This is a genomic window from Salinimonas sediminis (assembly GCF_003429285.1).
Classification (GTDB): Bacteria; Pseudomonadota; Gammaproteobacteria; order Enterobacterales; family Alteromonadaceae; genus Alteromonas; species Alteromonas indica.
In genome coordinates this window covers 1017033-1034066 of sequence record NZ_CP031769.1, presented here as the reverse complement: position 1 = coordinate 1034066, position 17034 = coordinate 1017033, and the positions used below count along the sequence as shown (strand labels likewise).

The 17034-nt window shown below is 45.3% G+C and carries 16 protein-coding genes; 3 read left to right on the top strand and 13 right to left on the bottom strand.

What is annotated here, in order from left to right:
• From D0Y50_RS04680 to D0Y50_RS04670, 3 genes are read left to right on the top strand one after another with little or no spacing between them, the layout of a single operon-like run.
• On the top strand, positions 1-915 hold the full coding sequence (locus D0Y50_RS04680) for a LicD family protein (protein ID WP_117315750.1): 915 nt from the start codon (positions 1-3) through the stop codon (positions 913-915).
• Positions 909-1841, top strand: a complete 933-nt coding sequence (locus D0Y50_RS04675) for an ATP-grasp domain-containing protein (protein ID WP_117315747.1) — start codon at positions 909-911, stop codon at positions 1839-1841. The genes D0Y50_RS04680 and D0Y50_RS04675 overlap by 7 nt, the downstream gene beginning before the upstream one ends.
• On the top strand, positions 1838-2491 hold the full coding sequence (locus tag D0Y50_RS04670; protein WP_117315745.1) for an HAD family hydrolase: 654 nt from the start codon (positions 1838-1840) through the stop codon (positions 2489-2491). Before D0Y50_RS04675 ends, D0Y50_RS04670 begins: the two co-directional genes overlap by 4 nt.
• A 1-nt stretch (position 2492) precedes the next feature.
• Here the strand turns inward: D0Y50_RS04670 and D0Y50_RS04665 are convergent, their stop codons facing one another.
• Genes D0Y50_RS04665 through D0Y50_RS04605 form a run of 13 tightly spaced genes read right to left on the bottom strand, consistent with a single transcriptional unit; the run spans position 2493 to position 17033 of the window.
• A complete protein-coding gene (locus tag D0Y50_RS04665) occupies positions 2493-3638 on the bottom strand; it encodes a glycosyltransferase family 4 protein (protein WP_117315743.1) in 1146 nt (381 codons plus the stop codon).
• Positions 3635-4360 carry a formyltransferase family protein gene (locus D0Y50_RS04660; protein WP_117315741.1) on the bottom strand — a complete coding sequence of 242 codons (726 nt, stop codon included), beginning with the start codon at positions 4358-4360 and terminating at the stop codon, positions 3635-3637. The genes D0Y50_RS04665 and D0Y50_RS04660 overlap by 4 nt, the downstream gene beginning before the upstream one ends.
• Positions 4357-5451, bottom strand: coding sequence for a DegT/DnrJ/EryC1/StrS family aminotransferase (locus D0Y50_RS04655; RefSeq protein WP_117315740.1), 1095 nt, complete (start codon positions 5449-5451; stop codon positions 4357-4359). Before D0Y50_RS04655 ends, D0Y50_RS04660 begins: the two co-directional genes overlap by 4 nt.
• Positions 5452-6369 carry a hypothetical protein gene (locus tag D0Y50_RS04650; protein ID WP_117315738.1) on the bottom strand — a complete coding sequence of 306 codons (918 nt, stop codon included), beginning with the start codon at positions 6367-6369 and terminating at the stop codon, positions 5452-5454.
• A gap of 30 nt (positions 6370-6399) precedes the next feature.
• Positions 6400-7626, bottom strand: coding sequence for a sugar transferase (locus D0Y50_RS04645; RefSeq protein ID WP_117315736.1), 1227 nt, complete (start codon positions 7624-7626; stop codon positions 6400-6402).
• 6 nt (positions 7627-7632) lie between these two features.
• Complete coding sequence (locus tag D0Y50_RS04640) at positions 7633-8241, bottom strand: class I SAM-dependent methyltransferase (RefSeq protein ID WP_117315734.1); 609 nt, start codon at positions 8239-8241, stop codon at positions 7633-7635.
• A gap of 29 nt (positions 8242-8270) precedes the next feature.
• Positions 8271-8870 carry a hypothetical protein gene (locus D0Y50_RS04635; RefSeq protein ID WP_117315732.1) on the bottom strand — a complete coding sequence of 200 codons (600 nt, stop codon included), beginning with the start codon at positions 8868-8870 and terminating at the stop codon, positions 8271-8273.
• Between the two features lie 46 nt (positions 8871-8916).
• The gene (locus tag D0Y50_RS04630; protein ID WP_117315730.1) at positions 8917-9966 is read right to left on the bottom strand and encodes a glycosyltransferase family 2 protein; all 1050 of its coding nucleotides are present in this window, start codon (positions 9964-9966) and stop codon (positions 8917-8919) included.
• Entirely contained in the window at positions 9966-10982 is a 1017-nt protein-coding gene (locus D0Y50_RS04625; RefSeq protein ID WP_117315728.1) for a glycosyltransferase family 2 protein, read from the bottom strand. The genes D0Y50_RS04630 and D0Y50_RS04625 overlap by 1 nt, the downstream gene beginning before the upstream one ends.
• A 1-nt stretch (position 10983) precedes the next feature.
• Positions 10984-11397, bottom strand: coding sequence for a glycerol-3-phosphate cytidylyltransferase (gene tagD / locus D0Y50_RS04620; protein ID WP_117315726.1), 414 nt, complete (start codon positions 11395-11397; stop codon positions 10984-10986).
• Between the two features lie 10 nt (positions 11398-11407).
• Entirely contained in the window at positions 11408-12547 is a 1140-nt protein-coding gene (gene pseC, locus D0Y50_RS04615; RefSeq protein ID WP_117315724.1) for a UDP-4-amino-4,6-dideoxy-N-acetyl-beta-L-altrosamine transaminase, read from the bottom strand.
• Positions 12544-13542 (bottom strand): UDP-N-acetylglucosamine 4,6-dehydratase (inverting), encoded by a 999-nt coding sequence (pseB, locus tag D0Y50_RS04610; RefSeq protein WP_117315722.1) that lies wholly within the window; start codon positions 13540-13542, stop codon positions 12544-12546. The genes pseC and pseB overlap by 4 nt, the downstream gene beginning before the upstream one ends.
• 11 nt (positions 13543-13553) lie before the next feature.
• On the bottom strand, positions 13554-17033 hold the full coding sequence (locus tag D0Y50_RS04605; RefSeq protein WP_117315720.1) for a 6-hydroxymethylpterin diphosphokinase MptE-like protein: 3480 nt from the start codon (positions 17031-17033) through the stop codon (positions 13554-13556).
• Between the last annotated feature and the right edge of the window lies 1 nt (position 17034).

Here is a 17034-nt window from a genome sequence, read left to right as displayed (position 1 = left end):
ATGCGCACGGTGTTGTTTGGGGCCAGTAAAGCCGGTGAGTATTTTATTACCCAAAACCCTCAGCTGGATATTGTGGCAATTGCTGACAACGATATATCGCGCCAGGGCGGCGTATTGGAAGGGGTGCGGATTATAGCTCCGCAAGCGCTGCCCAATATGACGTTTGACCGCCTTATTATCACCAGTCAGTGGGTAGACGCAATTACCCAACAGCTTACCCAGGAACTGGGTATCGATCGGGACAAAATTCAGGTGCCCACCAAACAACAGTTAAAAGCCGCTGAACCATTTCGCCATCCGCCTACTTTGGCCCTGGCACATGAGCTGCTGTGCGCTACGGCACATTTTTTACAGCAGCATGGGCTTAGTGCCTGTCTTGACTCCGGTACATTGCTGGGCGTGATTCGTGATAAACAGCTTATCCCCTGGGATGACGACATTGATATGGCAGTAGATGAGCGAGAATTCGCTCAATTGCTTGAAATAGCGCCTAATTTATACCGTGTATTACCGCATTATGACGGTATCTGCTGGCATATTGTTGTACTTAAAGTGGATGGGCGTGACTGCTGCATCAACATTGAATTTACCCCCACCCCTGCCAGCACCTATATTCCCTTTGACTTAAGCCTGCAAATGCGCCAAAGCATTAACGGTTATTCTGAGCTGGTTTCGTCGGCGGGGCTATTTTTTGCCCCCGCTGCGCATTTTGACACTTACGCTGAAACCGTCTTTTTGAACCAGACATTTGCTATTCCACAAGCTGCTGAAGCCTTTTTAACCTTCATGTATGGTAACTGGCAAACTCCACAACAAGGCACCCGGATAACTGAGTACCAAAACCGGCGCGCATCTCTTCCCCCCGGTAAAGCTCAGCCAGTAATACAAAAGCGGGTACTGACTAAGCCATGCTAAAAGTTTTACTTAGCAGTGCCGGAGCCAAAGTCCCTATGCTTGAAGCCGTGCGCGGAGCAGCCCGGCGTTTAGCTGCCGATGCAGTAGTGGTTGCTGGAGACATGGATCCTGATGCCGTGAGTCAATATGTTGCTGATGAGTTTTGGTTGATGCCAGCCACAACTGATGCACATAAAGACGCTATTTTAGCGCAGTTAATCGCCCGCGGAATTACGCACGTTATCCCCAGCCGAGACGGTGAGTTATTGTTTTGGGCACAGTGGTCGTCACAGTTAATAACCCACGGCATAACTGTATTGTGTGCGTCAGCGGACGCTATTGGCGTATGTCTGGACAAGTTGGCTTTTGCCGCAACATCAAGGTTGGTTATACCCACATACCTGGACGCAGAGCAGGTGGAAGCGCCCCTGCTTGTGGTAAAAGAACGTTATGGCGCCGGTAGCCAAAGCCTGCAGCTAAAGGTTACAAAAGCCCAGGCTACTGCCCACGCCAAAACCCTTTCGCAGCCTATTTTTCAGCCCTTTATAGCGGGCCGTGAAATCAGTATTGATGCGTGGCTGGATAGCAACTACCAGGTAAAAGGGCATAGTTATCGATACCGCGAAGTGGTAAAACAGGGAGAATCTCAGATAACCCAAACGGTAAGTCTGCCGCAGTTTGATAGTGTGATAAAGAGCATGTTATCTGCCCTTAGACTGTGTGGTCCGGTAGTACTTCAGGCGATTATCGACCAGCAACACCAGCTACATATAATTGAATGCAATAGTCGTTTCGGTGGTGCGTCCACCCTGGGTATTAAAGCGGGTGTAGACAGCATGTTCTGGAGTCTGGCGCAAAGCCTTGGAGATGATTTAGCGGCCTATCCCTATTATCCTTCACCCAGCCCGATAAGGCAGGTTCGTATAGCCAGAGATCTGTATCTGTGATTTACATTTTTGATTTAGACGATACGTTATACGATGAGCGTCAGTATGTGGAAAGCGGCTTTCGCGCGGTGGCCAGGTATGGCCAGCAGCACTGGAAGTTAACTAGCAGCGCCTCATTTAATACCATGATAGATACGCTGGATAAGTATGGCCGTGGGGCAGTATTTAACCGCTGGTTAGCCCCCTATGGATTAGCCACCCGCAGTAATATAAAGCAGTGTATAACCACCTACCGGCTGCATAAGCCAGATATTACGATGCCCCGAAAGCACCTTGATTTACTGCGTAAGCTGCCCCAGCCATTGTACCTGGTGACCGATGGCAATAAGGTGGTGCAGGCTAACAAAATTTCCGCCCTTAACATAGAACCCTATTTCAAGCGGGTGTTTATTACCCATCGCTTTGGGGTCAGGCATGCAAAGCCATCAACCTATTGCTTTGAGCGTATTCGGCAGGCTGAAAAGTGTGAATGGAAAGATATGCTGTACATCGGTGATAATCCGGCGAAAGATTTTATTAACCTGAATAAACTGGGTATGCATACCGTACGAGTGTTAACTGGGGTGCATAAAGATGTGACAGCCGAAGAACATTACGAAGCAAAGCAAAAAATTACCGACATTTGCCAGCTTGAAAATTACCTGAAGTAGCTTACGTAGCTTGATAACAGGACAAGGTATACTCAATGATGTCAATTAGCGCCAATCCTAGTTTTTCACGGTTAGCATAGCCCGTCTCAATCAATGCTTTATCATCTAGCCTGACAGTGGGCTGAGAATAATTGCGCATAGCGTCAGCTAAGCCCGTCACGCTGCCGGCTTCAAAAAAGGTCAGATGCCGGGCGTTAACTTCCTGGTTAACGGCAATATCTGAAATAATCACCGGTACATCCAGAGCCACAGCATCATATACCGCACCGCCTCCCGGGCCGCCTTCAAACAAGGTAGGTTGAATTAGCGCTCTGGCGCCTTTCAACAAACCTATCTGCTCAGCCTTTGATAAATGCCCTAAAAATTTCACCCTGGTGGAAATTTTTAGTGTCGCCACCAATTGCTTAATGCTATCTATATAACCTGGGTCCCGGTAATCTTCCATCGTGCCGGTACACACCAGTTCTAGCGATGCATCGTGTAATTTAGCGAAAGCTTCAATGGCAGTTTTATGTTCTTTGTGCAGCCAGAATTGATTGCACATAATAAAATAGGCTTTATCAATACCAAACTTTTGCTGCACAGGTTTTGATTCCAGTGCTAACCATTCAGGCATTGGTCCTGGCGTATAGGGTAACGCTGATACACGTTCTGCGTTAATCCAAGGATAGAATGTAGTTATATCGTTCTTTACGGCTGCTGAATTAACTAACATGGCGGTACAGTCACGCAGCCGCGCCGCAAATGCGGTTTCCCGTTGAAAACATTCCTGTTCAGAAAAATTATTAAACAAGTATTTGTGTTGGAAGTCGGGGATGTAAGCCACCCACGGCACAGGAAAATGTGCACCGAGGTCAGCATTCACCGGCAATATGATATCAATTTGATGGGCTAACAACACTTCGGCTAAATCGCTATTCCAGGCTTGATAGGTTATTTGCTCAATACCGTTATTACCTGTATGCGAAATAAAATCCTGAAACTGCCGATACAGCCCGGTATCCAGAAATGACACCTCAACCGCAACGATCACCGATACATTGTGAGACGCTTTAACGGCAATTAAGCCATTAAGAATATGCCTTAGAAAGTCGAGCCCACCGGCCCATTTGAAATGCTCAGGTAACAATGCAACACGGTAACTCATGGTATATCCCTATCGAGTAGCTGTTTAAAATCGTCCAATGTGCGTACGGACTCGCCCTGATAGGTAGCTTCAGGATAAGGTGGGAAGGTCATAGCACGAATAAACCTGGCCACCTTTTCCAATGGCCATTGTGATGCTATCTCCCCACCGTAAGGGGCGCCTCTTTTGTAATAACTTGGGGTGCCCTGCTGCGGCGCGCCGGGCTCTCCGGCAAGGACCTTTTGTACCACCGGTAATAACGTAGTTAGCGCTTCAAACATCACCCGATAATACAAGCTCCCCTGTGTATCCCAATCGTATACCGGTATATTCTGCTGGACTAAGATATTGCCTGTATCAATGGTTTCATCAATATAATGGTAGCTATACCCTACTTCGCTTTCACCATTAATAATGGCCCAGGTCAAGCTACTGCAACCGCGATAGCGCGGTAATAATGATGGGTGTAAATTTATTGCTTTTTGCTGACAGGCGTTAATGACATCGCCAGGAATAATATACCGGTAATAAACACTAACCAGTATATCCGGATCAAACGGAAGGTTACTTACGCTAATTTTTTCGCATGAAAAGCGGATATTACGGGCATTCGCCAAGGCCATCAAATCAGCTACATGATAAGGCGCTTCATGGGTATAAACAAATAGCTCTGTAGCTTGTTCCAACAGTAAGTCCAGCGCCCTACAGCCCGCCCAGTGGTAGCCGCATAATATAATCTTCATCTAAAGAATTGCTCAATAGTGCGGACAATATAGCGCAGCTGTTCTTCACTTAAACCGGGCCAACTGGGTAAGTTCAGACCCCGCGGGGCTAGCGTTTCACTAACCGGCAAAGTAAGTCCTTCGTTAAAATACATCGGCATCAGATGCACAGGATTAAATAATGGCCGGGTTTCAATGCCTGCTCGCTGAAGGTGCTCCCTTAAATGGTCTCTTACCGTGGCGGTCTCGGCCAGGATAGAAACCATCCACCAGCTATGTTCTACGTTATCTTGTATTTGCTGAAAAGCCACTGGCACCGCCGCCAGGTTAGTTCTGTAATACGCTGCTATACGTTTTTTATTGGCCAAAAATTGCTCTGCCTGCTCAAGCTGAGCTAAACCAATAGCGGCGCATATATTGGTCATCCGATAATTGTAACCTACAATATCATGCCAATACTCCCGCCCTTCCATCAGGCCCTGGCCCTTTAAATGTCGAACGCGCGTAGCCAGCCCCTCATTATTGGTCACTACCATTCCGCCTTCGCCGGTAGTAATCGTTTTATTGCCAAAAAAGCTGTACGTAGCGATATCAGCAATATTGCCTACATGCCGATTGTCAACTAACGAGCCAAAAGCTTCTGCACAATCTTCAACCAAACGTAATTGATGCTGTTTCGCGAGCGCCGCGAGTGTGGGCAAATCACAAGGGTGTCCGTAGATATGGACCGCCATTATCGCCCGAGTTTTACTGGTAATAGCCTTTTCGACCTGGGCACAGTCCATTTGCCAGCTCTGTGGTTCGATGTCTACAAATACCGGGGTCGCCCCCACGTAATGTATTGCGTTTACTGACGCAATATAGGTAAAAGAGGGAACGATGACCTCATCCCCTGGCCCGATATCAAGCGCTACCAGCGCAAGATGCAACGCCGTGGTACCATTAGACACCGAAATCGCATAAGAAGTGGTTACTGCTTTTGCGAATTCTGTTTCAAACTCGGACACAAAGCGACCGCGTGAGGATATCCAAGAAGTATCGAGGCACTCTTGAACGTATAATTTCTCGTTACCCGTTAATTCAGGTTGATAAACAGGGATAGATGCTTTCATTTAGAGCGGTTCAACCAGGTTAGTTTGTGTATTATAAACGGGCATGCCCAGAATGCTGTTTAATGCCTCTTGCGGCGGGCAAAAGGTGAGCATTCCATCAGCATCTCTATGTTCACGAAAAGTTGCCGGTACATAACCGTCAGACGCAGAAAGGGCGGTTAAACTACCTAAATGATCATCACGCACAAAATATGCATTGTTGCCTGCACTATTGCAACCAATGAAGCCGTACCCTTTCTTACTGGCTAACTGACAAAGCGCAGGCAATGAAGCCCCGGCGTATAGCCCGCTAGCATGTGCATTGTAACGTTGAAACCCGGCATCATAAGGGATAGTTATTGTGCGTTCCCTACCGAAAAAACTATTATACTCAACGATAACAATGAGCGGATTTATCACCTCAATAGCCTGCCACAGCCAATAGTCATTTCCATCAATATCAATATGTAGCAGCCCTATTTCGCCGGTAAAGCCCGCGGCTTTAAATATTTTATTGATATTTTCAGTGGTAACAAAACTATTTATAGCAGTTAAATTATGCCGCCAGTAATTTTCTGTTTTTTTAATATATTCGACATTAGCAGTCGAACCATCAATAACCAGCCCCCGCCAATTATTACTTTCGAGTAAAAAGCGCGTATTAGACTCATTGTAATTTGCCACACCAAATTCAATAAAGGTCTTTTGCTGAATATTTAACAGATTAATCAGGTACTGAATAATCCCATCATCACCGAACTGAGAAAAAACACGAAACTCAGCTTCGTGCAAAGACAATTGGGATGAATTATTTAATTTTGCCAGCAATTTCCCTTGTAGAACCTTGCTCAACGCACTATTAATTTCAAGCTTGCGATTAAGATTACTCACCTGACGCTGAAGCTCGCTAACGGTATCTATAGGACTTTTTTTATTCATTATACTTTTTTCACCATTCGAGCTAGTTCGCTACAGCTCTTGCCAATATACAACATCAACATCTGGCAATATCTTATTAATAGTCTGTGAAACGCTTAAGTAATGCTTTCCTTCAATACAATTAATAATAATTTCAGGAAAATACGCAGCCCAATCTGTCATAGGTACTACCGGCAAACCTTTGATAGCTGAAATATCCTGCGCATCGCTAACCAAAAACGCAATAATATTCACACCCTGGTTTTTTAGTATAGTGGCTATTATAGTTGAAATATCGGCTGTACCAAAAATAGCGACCCGTCGGCCGCTTAAACGGGAAATGGCCAAGCGCTTTTCAGCATATCGTTGCATTAACCTTTTGAGCGCTGTAGACAGGTGTTTTAGCTGGTCCTGTCGAGCCTCGTTTTTAGCCTTGGTATACTCGATTACCGCATCCAGGGCTTGGCAGTCAACCGTCAGGTTTTGCGGTAGACACTGTACTGTGGAATATCCCGAATATGCGGGGCTCACACCGAATTCGTTGCCTTTACAGTGAGTTCCAGAACCGTCAAAGCCAATATTAGTGGTCATCGATTTTGCTGGATTAAGGCACAGGCCGTTGTTTTCAAATACAGTACAAGCCCAAAACACTGCCCAGGTTTTTATTTCGCCTGTCGCATTGCGTTGTACTTGCTCCCAAAAGTCATAAGTACCATAAATATTGAATCTTTGAATATCCTGATTACGCCATTTTTCGAGGCACTTTTGTGGTTCGCGTGTAAAGTATTTCCAGCGATCAGACCAGGTAGCCCATCCCCACCCCAATACGGTATGCCAAAGAAAAAAAGGTGGCACGCCCTCGCTTTCAATGGGGAAATTCCAGCCAGATATATGCCATACCCGGGGTTCATCCTGATAATACTCAAGCGCATCATTCATGTACCTTAAAAAACATGAACTAACTAAGATATCATCTTCCAGAACAATCGCCTTACCGTAACGACGCATTACCTCATCTAAACCGCTGACAATATTATCAGCTAAACCAATATTGCTTTCCCGGTGGACGATCTCCACCGATAAAAAGCTGTTTACTGAATTGATATACTCAACGATCTGCCTTTGAATAGCTGCATCTGCTGATGTTTTTGGTCCATCTAGGTAAACCAGTATTGATGATTGCTCAGCTAACTCGCACTGCGCCAGTGTTTGTAAAGTAACCTGTAAGTGGTCGTACCGATTAAATGCAAAAAGTACGACAGGGGCTAATGGTTTCATAGATGGCTACTTAAATGCCTGCGCATAGATCGAGCCTTCATCCCGGGAGGCCATATCAATCGTGGCATCAAACTGCCGTAAGGAAACCTGATTGAAGTGACATTTTATTAATAGATTGACCAAGGTTTGTTCGTCGAACATAAATCGATGCTGTCCATCCATGTATGCCACATAGTTTACCTGGTCGAGAAAGGAGTTAGTACTTACTACCGCCGGTTGATAGAGGGTATCGATAGGACGAAAGTGCTGCTGGTTAATATAGGCATCAATATAAGGCCGGATATCGGGTACGCAGACGGAAAATAAGCCGCCCGGTTTCAACACTCTTCGGCATTCATCAATAAACAGTAGCAAATTTTTATAGTCAATATGTTCCAGAAAGTGGGAAGTATAAATAACATCGACACTGGCATCGTTTAACGGCAGACCTCGTCGCAGATCGTAATTTATATCAGCCCCATACATATCAACACAGGTCCATCCGTTTGCACCATGCTTTTTGCCTGAACCCAGTTCTAGTTTGATGGTGTTTTTTCGCGCTAGTTCTTGCCACTGTCTGGCGGCGATACGCCGTAATTTGGCGATACGGATAGTTCTTTTTATATTTTTCAGCATTATGCACTATTCCGGTATTGGGTTACCTGTCATCCCCGAAGCAAAGGTTTACCATCGGTGGTATACATTCCTTCAAGAAAGAAAACTGAGGTTATATGACGATGCCTTACACGGTCTCGGCTATAGGTTCGGGTGGTGTAGCGCTTGCCGTCCTGCTCTAGCTGGTGTTGCTCAAAATGCATAGACTTTAAGCCATATTGTTCAATTAAACTTAACGCGTCTTGATAGCTATAGTCCAAGCGTTCTGTATTATCGAAAACAATCAACTGTTTTTTGTTATTGAGTGATTTAAGTACCTGAGCAAAGCACGCTACCCGATCTCTTCCGTCTATAACCGTAATATCGTAACCAGTATCTACATACTGATTAAAATAAGGTTGCGCTGCCTTTACAAGGTTCAGTTTTTGCTGATAATCAAAAGCACAGGCACTTTTATAGACCCGTTCTGCCCAATCAAAGTCATGCTCTACCGATGTTACCTCACAGCCTTTAGATAGAAAATAAAGTGTAGAATTCCCGCTACCAAATTCAAACACTTTCGTTGATAGGCCGTTAATACATCTAAAATTTATAAAATTATCTATAAAGTCAGTAGCACCATCGGTAAGCCAAGGTAAAACTCGTAACATTATATATCCTCTTTTACGCTACCAAACACTGCTGTTTTATAAAATACTAGAGACATAATTCGCGCCAACTGACTACGTTTACTCCAGGCATGATTTTTTTTACATTGTTACACACTGTTTCTTCATGAAACCCTTCAATACAGTTCAGTACAATATCCACGTGGGGAATGTCGCTATCTTCTAAACTAATACATGGCAAAGAGAGATTTTCAATTTTATTACATATTTTGGAGACTAAAAAACAGTGAGTGTCGAGTTTAGCTTTACTAAAAAGGCTATAAAAAATAAGAGATAATTCTTTCACACCAAAAATAGCAATACTTTTATCCTGTAGTCGGCTTATATCGATTTCATTAGATAGCGTTTTTTGCAGCAGTAGCTTTAGTAGTTCATTATTTTCCGATAACCTGCCAAACTTTTCATACTGCTTTTTTTCGTATTCATTACTGTCGAACAATAAACTATCAATTATACTTAACTGCTCTTCTTTTCTTGCTCTGCTTATGGCATTACTGCTTATTCCACCGAGGCTGAAGCGGGCAATAACTCTGTCACTACTGATCCCAGAATACTTACGAACCAGTTTTTTTATAAAGTAGCTATCCGCAGCAATGTCAAAGCACTCATTAAAAGGGCCAATCAGATCAAAGGCTTCTCTTCTACAGAAAAAGCCCTGATGGCATATGTTGTTGAACGAAGCCATTCCCTTGAAACCCGCGTTGATGTAAGCAGTGCCGGGGCTTTGACATAACACATTACCCGAGTAGTACATGGCCTCATTGGTAAAAGCGGCAATCACTTCTTCAATTACGTTATTGTCAGCCAGCACATCATCTGAGTTCAGAAAGTAAATAATGTCCCCTGTGGCCAGCCCAACGCCTTTATTAAACGCATGATAAATCCCTCTGTCACGTTGGCTTAATATATGTTTTATATGGGTAAAGCCCGAAACATAATGGAGAGTGTCATCTGTCGATATCCCATCAACTACAATATGCTCGATGTCAGCAAGGGCAGATTGGTTAGCGACACTATCAAGGCAAGCAACAATGCTTTCAGCGCTATTATAGGTGGCGGTTATAATCGAAACTTTCACTAATTAATTACCATGTAGTCTTGCCATTCGGTTAAATTATTGGCGGCTAATAAGGTGCAAATTTCATCCCTGACAGGTTGCGCCGCAATAAGTATTTTTGCTGATGCTTCCTTATTCAGTATTTCCTGCAAACAGAACACAGGACTCACCTTTGCCGACGTAATACCCTGTTCACGTTCGATAAAACCCTCGATAGCAATTGAACGCGCTGCCAACACCCGCTGTAAAGCCTGTGCCAATCCGCCCGTACCAAATATATACAGAGGCCCTTGCATGCCGAGCGTATTGATACCAGTCTGCTTTGCCGCCACAATTACCTCAAGCCCCTCGTCCAGTTCATCAGTTGACGCGGTGGCGGTGGTGGAACTATTACTTACGCGCATATTCACCAGAGACGCGTTTATACAATCGAAAACTGCCCCGGCGTTATATAATCTGAGAAATAATCCGTAATCTTCAAACATCCGGCTTGCCGGATACCCAACCTGCTTAACAAGAGCCGTTTTGGCCATATAAGAACAGTGCGGAAAGCATAACCACCGCGGCAACTGCTGATGAATGCCTTGTGAAGTGTTAACTGCATTAACCTGATTTTCTTTAATGGTTTTGAAGTAAGTGAAACGAGGGCTTCGGGCGACATCAGGACTATCACTAAAATAATTTATATAGCACTTTACGATATCAGCGCCGCTGGATTGAAGATAAGCCAACTGCTCCGCGAAGCGATGTGGATTGCTGATGTCGTCTGCATCGGTTTTCACCAGATAGGGCGTATTAATATGGTGTAATGCTTGCCCCAGCCTGGCCCCGACGCCTTGATTCTCACTATAGTTTATAAGCGTGATACGTGGGTCCTCATAAGCGTTAATGAGCGATACCGTATTGTCTAACGACCCATCATCAATAATTAAAAGCTCGAAGTCGGTAAAGGTTTGCGCCAGAACACTATCGATTGCGGCATTGATATAACGCCCACAATTATAGGTTGTCATTAATGCGGTAAGCTTGGCCGACATCTTATCCCAGCTCCTGACTTACCTGTGATAATACGGCCAGTGCTTGCTTTAATGCAGTTGTCGATACATCTTTTGTACGGGGTAAATACACTACTTCACACGCGCAACTCAGATCATCAAATTTACCTTCCCAATCAGCGCCCATCACAAATGTATCAACACTATGACGAACAATATCCTGGCTTTTTTGCGCCCAGCTATTTTCTGGGATGACATCATCTACATAGCGACAACTTGCCAATACACTACAGCGGTGCGCATAAGGTACTAAGGAACGCTTGCCCTTTAACTCATTAAAAGCATCCGTTGATACGCCCACTATCAGCTTATCACCTAGCGCTCGAGCGCGTTTTAACAAGTTAACGTGCCCTACGTGAAACAGATCGAATGTGCCATAGGTTATAACTGTCTTCATGAGCCCCCCGCTAGCGTAAAATATCCGTCAGGTGAGCAATAACAGTGTCTTGATCGTGCTCAGTTAAACCCGGGAAAATAGGTAGGGTTAGTGCCTGCTGGTAAAAACTCTCGGCCTCAGGGAACTGGCCTACGCTGAACCCCATGGCTCGGTAATAAGGTTGTAAATGAATTGGTATGTAGTGGACGTTGACGCCGATACCAGCCTGCTGAAGCTGCGTGAAAACAGCCGTTCGTGGGTGCGCAGTCAGTTGGACACTATACAGATGCCAGGCGCTGTTACCGCTGTCTACCGGCAATTGCAGGGGTAACCCTTTCAATGCCTGGCTATATCGCTGCGCGATGGCGCGCCGTTGGGCAATAAAGGTATCGATTTGTTGCAACTGGCTAAACCCCAATGCAGCGTGCAGGTCGCTTAACCGGTAATTGTAGCCCAGCGCAATTTGTTGGTAGTACCAGGGCCCATCAGAAGGTCCTTCCATTTGCTGAGCGTTACGGGTAATGCCGTGTTTGGCAAATAACACCGCTTGTTCATGCAAATGTGCACTGTTGGTTAATAACGCCCCACCCTCTGCGCTGGTAATAGATTTAACCGGGTGAAAGCTGGTAATCGCAATATCGCTATAAGCACAACACCCTATTGGTTTATCCTGATATTGGCCGCCCAGAGCGTGGCTGGCATCTTCAATGATACAAATCCCGTAAGCCTGCGTGAGACGTTTGATGGTCTCCATATCGCAGCTTTCGCCGGCATAATGTACTACTATTATCGCTTTAGGTAAGCTGTTCTGAGCCGCTGCTGCCTGCAGCTTTTGTGCAAGCTTATCAGGACAAATATTTCGACTCTGCGGACTGATATCAACAAAATCGATATCCGCACCACAATACAAAGCACAATTGGCAGAGGCCACAAAAGAGATTGGCGAGGTCCATACCATGTCGCCTTCATCTACCCCCAGGGCAAGGCAAGCGACATGCAACGCGGAGGTACCGCTATTCACGGCTACGGCAAATTCAGCCTGGCAGTAGTTAGCCAGTGCCTGCTCAAACTTAGGCACCTGCTCGCCCTGCGTCAAAAACTGGTTTTGCAATACATCAACCACCGCAGCAATATCAGCTTCACCCACGCTGTGCTTGCCGTAAGGAATCATAACGCGCTCTCGTTTAACTGCTTAAGTTCGTTCACGGTTAGAAAGTGTGGGTTGGTACCCGAGTGATATTCGTAGCCCTTTTGAACTGGCTGGCCGGTCTCGCCTAACTTATTCTTGAAATAGTCTATATTGCGGTCAAAAAAGTTAATCGGTGGGCGAATAACAAAATGATCATCAAACTCAACACTGTGATGCGCCACTTCTTCAGGCACCATCATTTCATGTATCTTCTCGCCGGGACGAATACCGATTTCCTCGTACTGACGGCTGCCAGTGAAAGCTTCGACCAAATCAAGAATATGAATAGAAGGAATTTTTGGCACAAAAATCTCGCCGCCCTGCATGCGCAGGAAGCTCTGGAACACAAATTCCACACCGTTATCCAGGGTAATCCAAAAGCGCGTCATGTTAGGGTCAGTAACCGGTAATACGGTCACGCCCTCATCCACTTTTTTCTTGAAAAATGGCACCACTGAACCCCGCGAACCTACCACATTGCCATACCTTACAACGGAGAAGCGCGGGCCTTTTGCCCCTGAAATATTGTTTGCTGCTACAAATAGTTTATCTGAGGCGAGCTTCGTGGCGCCGTACAAATTAACCGGGTTAGCGGCTTTATCAGTAGATAACGCAATAACCCGGGATACATTGTTAGCAATGGCAGCATCAATCACATTCTGCGCACCATCAATATTGGTTTTAATGCATTCCTGAGGGTTGTACTCAGCCGCTGGCACCTGTTTTAACGCTGCCGCATGAACCACATAATCGACATCTTTCATGGCGGTGGTTAATCGGGCTTTGTCGCGCACATCACCGATAAAATAGCGCATACAAGGCGCATTATATATTTGTTGCATGTCGAACTGTTTCAGTTCATCTCGTGAATAAATTATCAATTTTTTTGGCTGAGAGTTTTCCAGCATTTTTTTAACAAAGCGATGACCAAACGAGCCAGTACCGCCTGTGACGAGAACTACTTTTCCTGTAAACATAGACATGATCTTCACTTCTCTAATAGAGATTTATATACAAGCATTCGCGTTGAATACGCTTCTTCGTCGATTTTTTCAGCTATGAAATCATTGGTATCCAACGTTTTAATATGCGTTAACCTATCGCCTAATGCAGTGACCATTGCGTCATCCGAAAGCTTATAACGAGACACTAAAACAAAATCTGCTGCAGTATAAAAAAATGAATTATCGAAAATAGGAAGTACAAAATTATCGGATACAAATGCGCTGGAATGATGAACCGCTATTTTTGGAATAATAACGCTATTTTGCCACTGTTGAATACAAGCGTAGACACTCGACATCATTCTACGCAAGTCATTACAGTCAACAGAACACTTCGGGTTTAAATAGTCTCCGGGAAGAAAAACCACAGGTTGCGTATAGTGAGCGGAAAATAAGCGTTCAAGCCAGGAGTAACTCTGTACCACGATACAATCGGCTTGCTCTGCCAAACGCGTATCATCTGCCGCCACAGCATCAATAAACAAAATATTGGCTGGCGGTGTTGCCGCTGGTACTGGGTTACCCTGACCAATAAGGCCGCGGCCGGTGAATTTCTGTAAGTGTGCTTTTTCCTGGGGTAAGACTGTAAAGGCTAGCGGTATAGAATGTTGCGCAAATAATGCGATTCTTCGATGGGTCGGGTAACTGGATATAGCATCATAATGATACTGGCCGTTTAGTAATGCATATTCTATATGTGACACCGTTTCAGCCCAAGTCGCGGCTATCGTATTAAAGGCCTGTAGGCTTTGTTGTTCATCGTCGACATTTAGCGTTTTTATAAATGCGCTATTAATATAATTTACGGTTCCCGTAAGGTAAAAATACAATGCACTTTTACGGGTATTAAATGAATCTACAATAAATTGCCGTTGCTCATTTACCCACCGTTCAGCGGCATCTTTAGTATTGGGTACCGACGCCAGTAATGTTTTAAACTGCGTCAGTTCATCTGCCAATACATCGTGCCGGTAACGTGCATTATAGCGGCGCTGATACACGGTGCTATCCAGCGTCACAAAGCAACGCTGTTTCACCCTGCTAATCGCCTGCTGCACGTCGGCGGGCTGGCCCAGAATAAGTAAATCATTTGGTTGCAATGCGATGGCGCCGGCTATTTTCGCGCCATCATTAAGGTTATACACTTCTGCCCGGTTGCTGGTAAATGCTTGCTCAAGAACCGACTTAGAGACTTTAAACTCATACTTGGTATTTACCCACGGCCGAAAGTTACCCGCCACGACCAGACTAGTGTTGTTAACCTGCGAATAATCGTATACCTGCTCGCCATTTTCATAATAACCTGAGGATTTTGAATGATGGTGCGCCTTATCCACAAACCCCATATCCACCCCGCACAGATACAGCTGTTCAAAGCCGGCCCGGGTAATAAAATCTACTGCAAAGTTGGTCACCGTAGGATAGGATTTACCTAATGTTGCCCAACCATGCTGTGGATAAAGCTCGGTAATGCTGACCGTGGCAGATTCACCTTCTTTGAACGCCAAAAAGACATCTTTATAAAGTGAACAGGTATCCGGATGCATGCCATTACAACTGATTAAACTAATATTCTTCAGGTATTCAAAATCGCCTATCCGGCACGCCCAATCGTAGGTAGCACGATTAATTTCGATTTCCGCATGAAAGTCCGGCGTAATACCGTTGCGATGTAAGCTTTGTAAGGCGGTGCCACACGACACAATAATAGCTTGATCCTGGTGTGCTTTTATCAGCGGTAGCAAACTGTCCAGTGAGGGGCCGTTCCCCACAATAAAGACCGGTGTTTCTCGCGTATCCTGCGATAGCTGCTGAGGGGCGTCAGCCTTTAAAAAAGGTATCTGGTTGTCTATCGCCCACTGGGTGTGCGCGATACCATACCGGGAATGGTCGAAGTAATCGCCCATCGAAATAATCACCTGCAACTGCTCGCGTAGCTGAACAATTGACGTGGCCAGGCTGGCGTTATAATACCCCTGGTAAAAATACGTGTTCGCCAGTACATGGGGACCAATAGAATGAAACTGATGAAGTAAGTCGTGAATCAGATGACTACCATCATCTCCAATGTTTAAATATATACGGCCGTCATTATCATCAACTTGCTGTAAAATATCGGCCCAGTTAATGGCATACAGAGACGCGAAAAAATAATCCCGATTGGGTTCACAGATAAACAGTTTCTCTACCTGATAGTCGGCATAAAGCCGGGGCAGCTGATATCCTACCCCCATACCAAAGATGATCATCGATTTGATAATATCCGGCAGCGCACTTTTACTTTCTTCCAGCTCGCTCAAGACACTTTGTACTTCTTCCACTAACTGATAGTGCAAATAGCTACGCAGTTTCTGGCCGGTGTACCCAAGCACTAAATTATCTTTATTCGGCCGCTGGACAAAATTATCCAGGCTACGGGCGCAATCGGCTTGGGGGCTGGGGCCATACAAACTGGCGAGGGTGTCATGATGAAACACATTGACCCTTCCCTCGCTATTAGCTAAGGGTGTCCAATGCTGGGGCGTATAGTCGGAAAATTCTTTACCGATAGCAGGGAAATAGCGGTTGAAGGCTTCGATATTCGTATTAAACAGTGAAAGGTCCAGATAGTCTTTGGACCATTGCGTACGATCCACCGGAGACTGCCAGATACTGTCGTAATTTTCATTACTGGCATGTTGGGCAGAGCCGGGTATCCAGTGTTTAAATTCATCCCAGCTATGCTTTGCCAGCATCTCAATAACCTGGTTAAAGCTTGGATGTGAATAATGCTGCATCACATAGAACCCGCCGACACTGATATGCTGCGACAATTCCTCAATATTCGCACTCAGTTCAGTGGCATCTTTTGCCACTTGCAGGTAAATACCCGTTCCATGCTGTTGGGCCCGCTCTAAAATGAACTTCCAATCAGTCACACTGAAGGAATACTTCATGTAGTCGGTGTGCGGCTCATACACAATAAGATGGTTAATCTGATAGCGACTAAGAAGTTGCTCAATATGATGACCTAAACCTAATCCGAGTATTACCAGCACATCTATGACTTGGGGCAACGGCTGACTTTGCCGATATGATAACGCCACCGTGCTGTCCAGCCCGGCTAAAAAGGGCAAATCGGTAGTGGCTGATGGCGCGGGTATGGCTGCTTCGTTGATTGCCACATACAACGGATGGTTGGCGAAATTATCGACCTGCGAACTGGCGTCGGCTCTGGGGTAGTCGCTGTACAACACGCGCCCGGTTTGATAGTCGATAATATTCAGCTCACCGTGCTGGTTACACATTAACGATATACTGCTATGGGTAGGCATTTGCACATACTGGAGCAAACCAGGCATAAAACGCGTGAAGGCGCTGATATTCTGACGCTTGCGCAGCTCCATAAACTCGGCTGCGTGCTGTTCCAATGCATGCTGACGCTCTTCCACTGCGTCTACATGCAAATGTATGTTTTTAAGCATT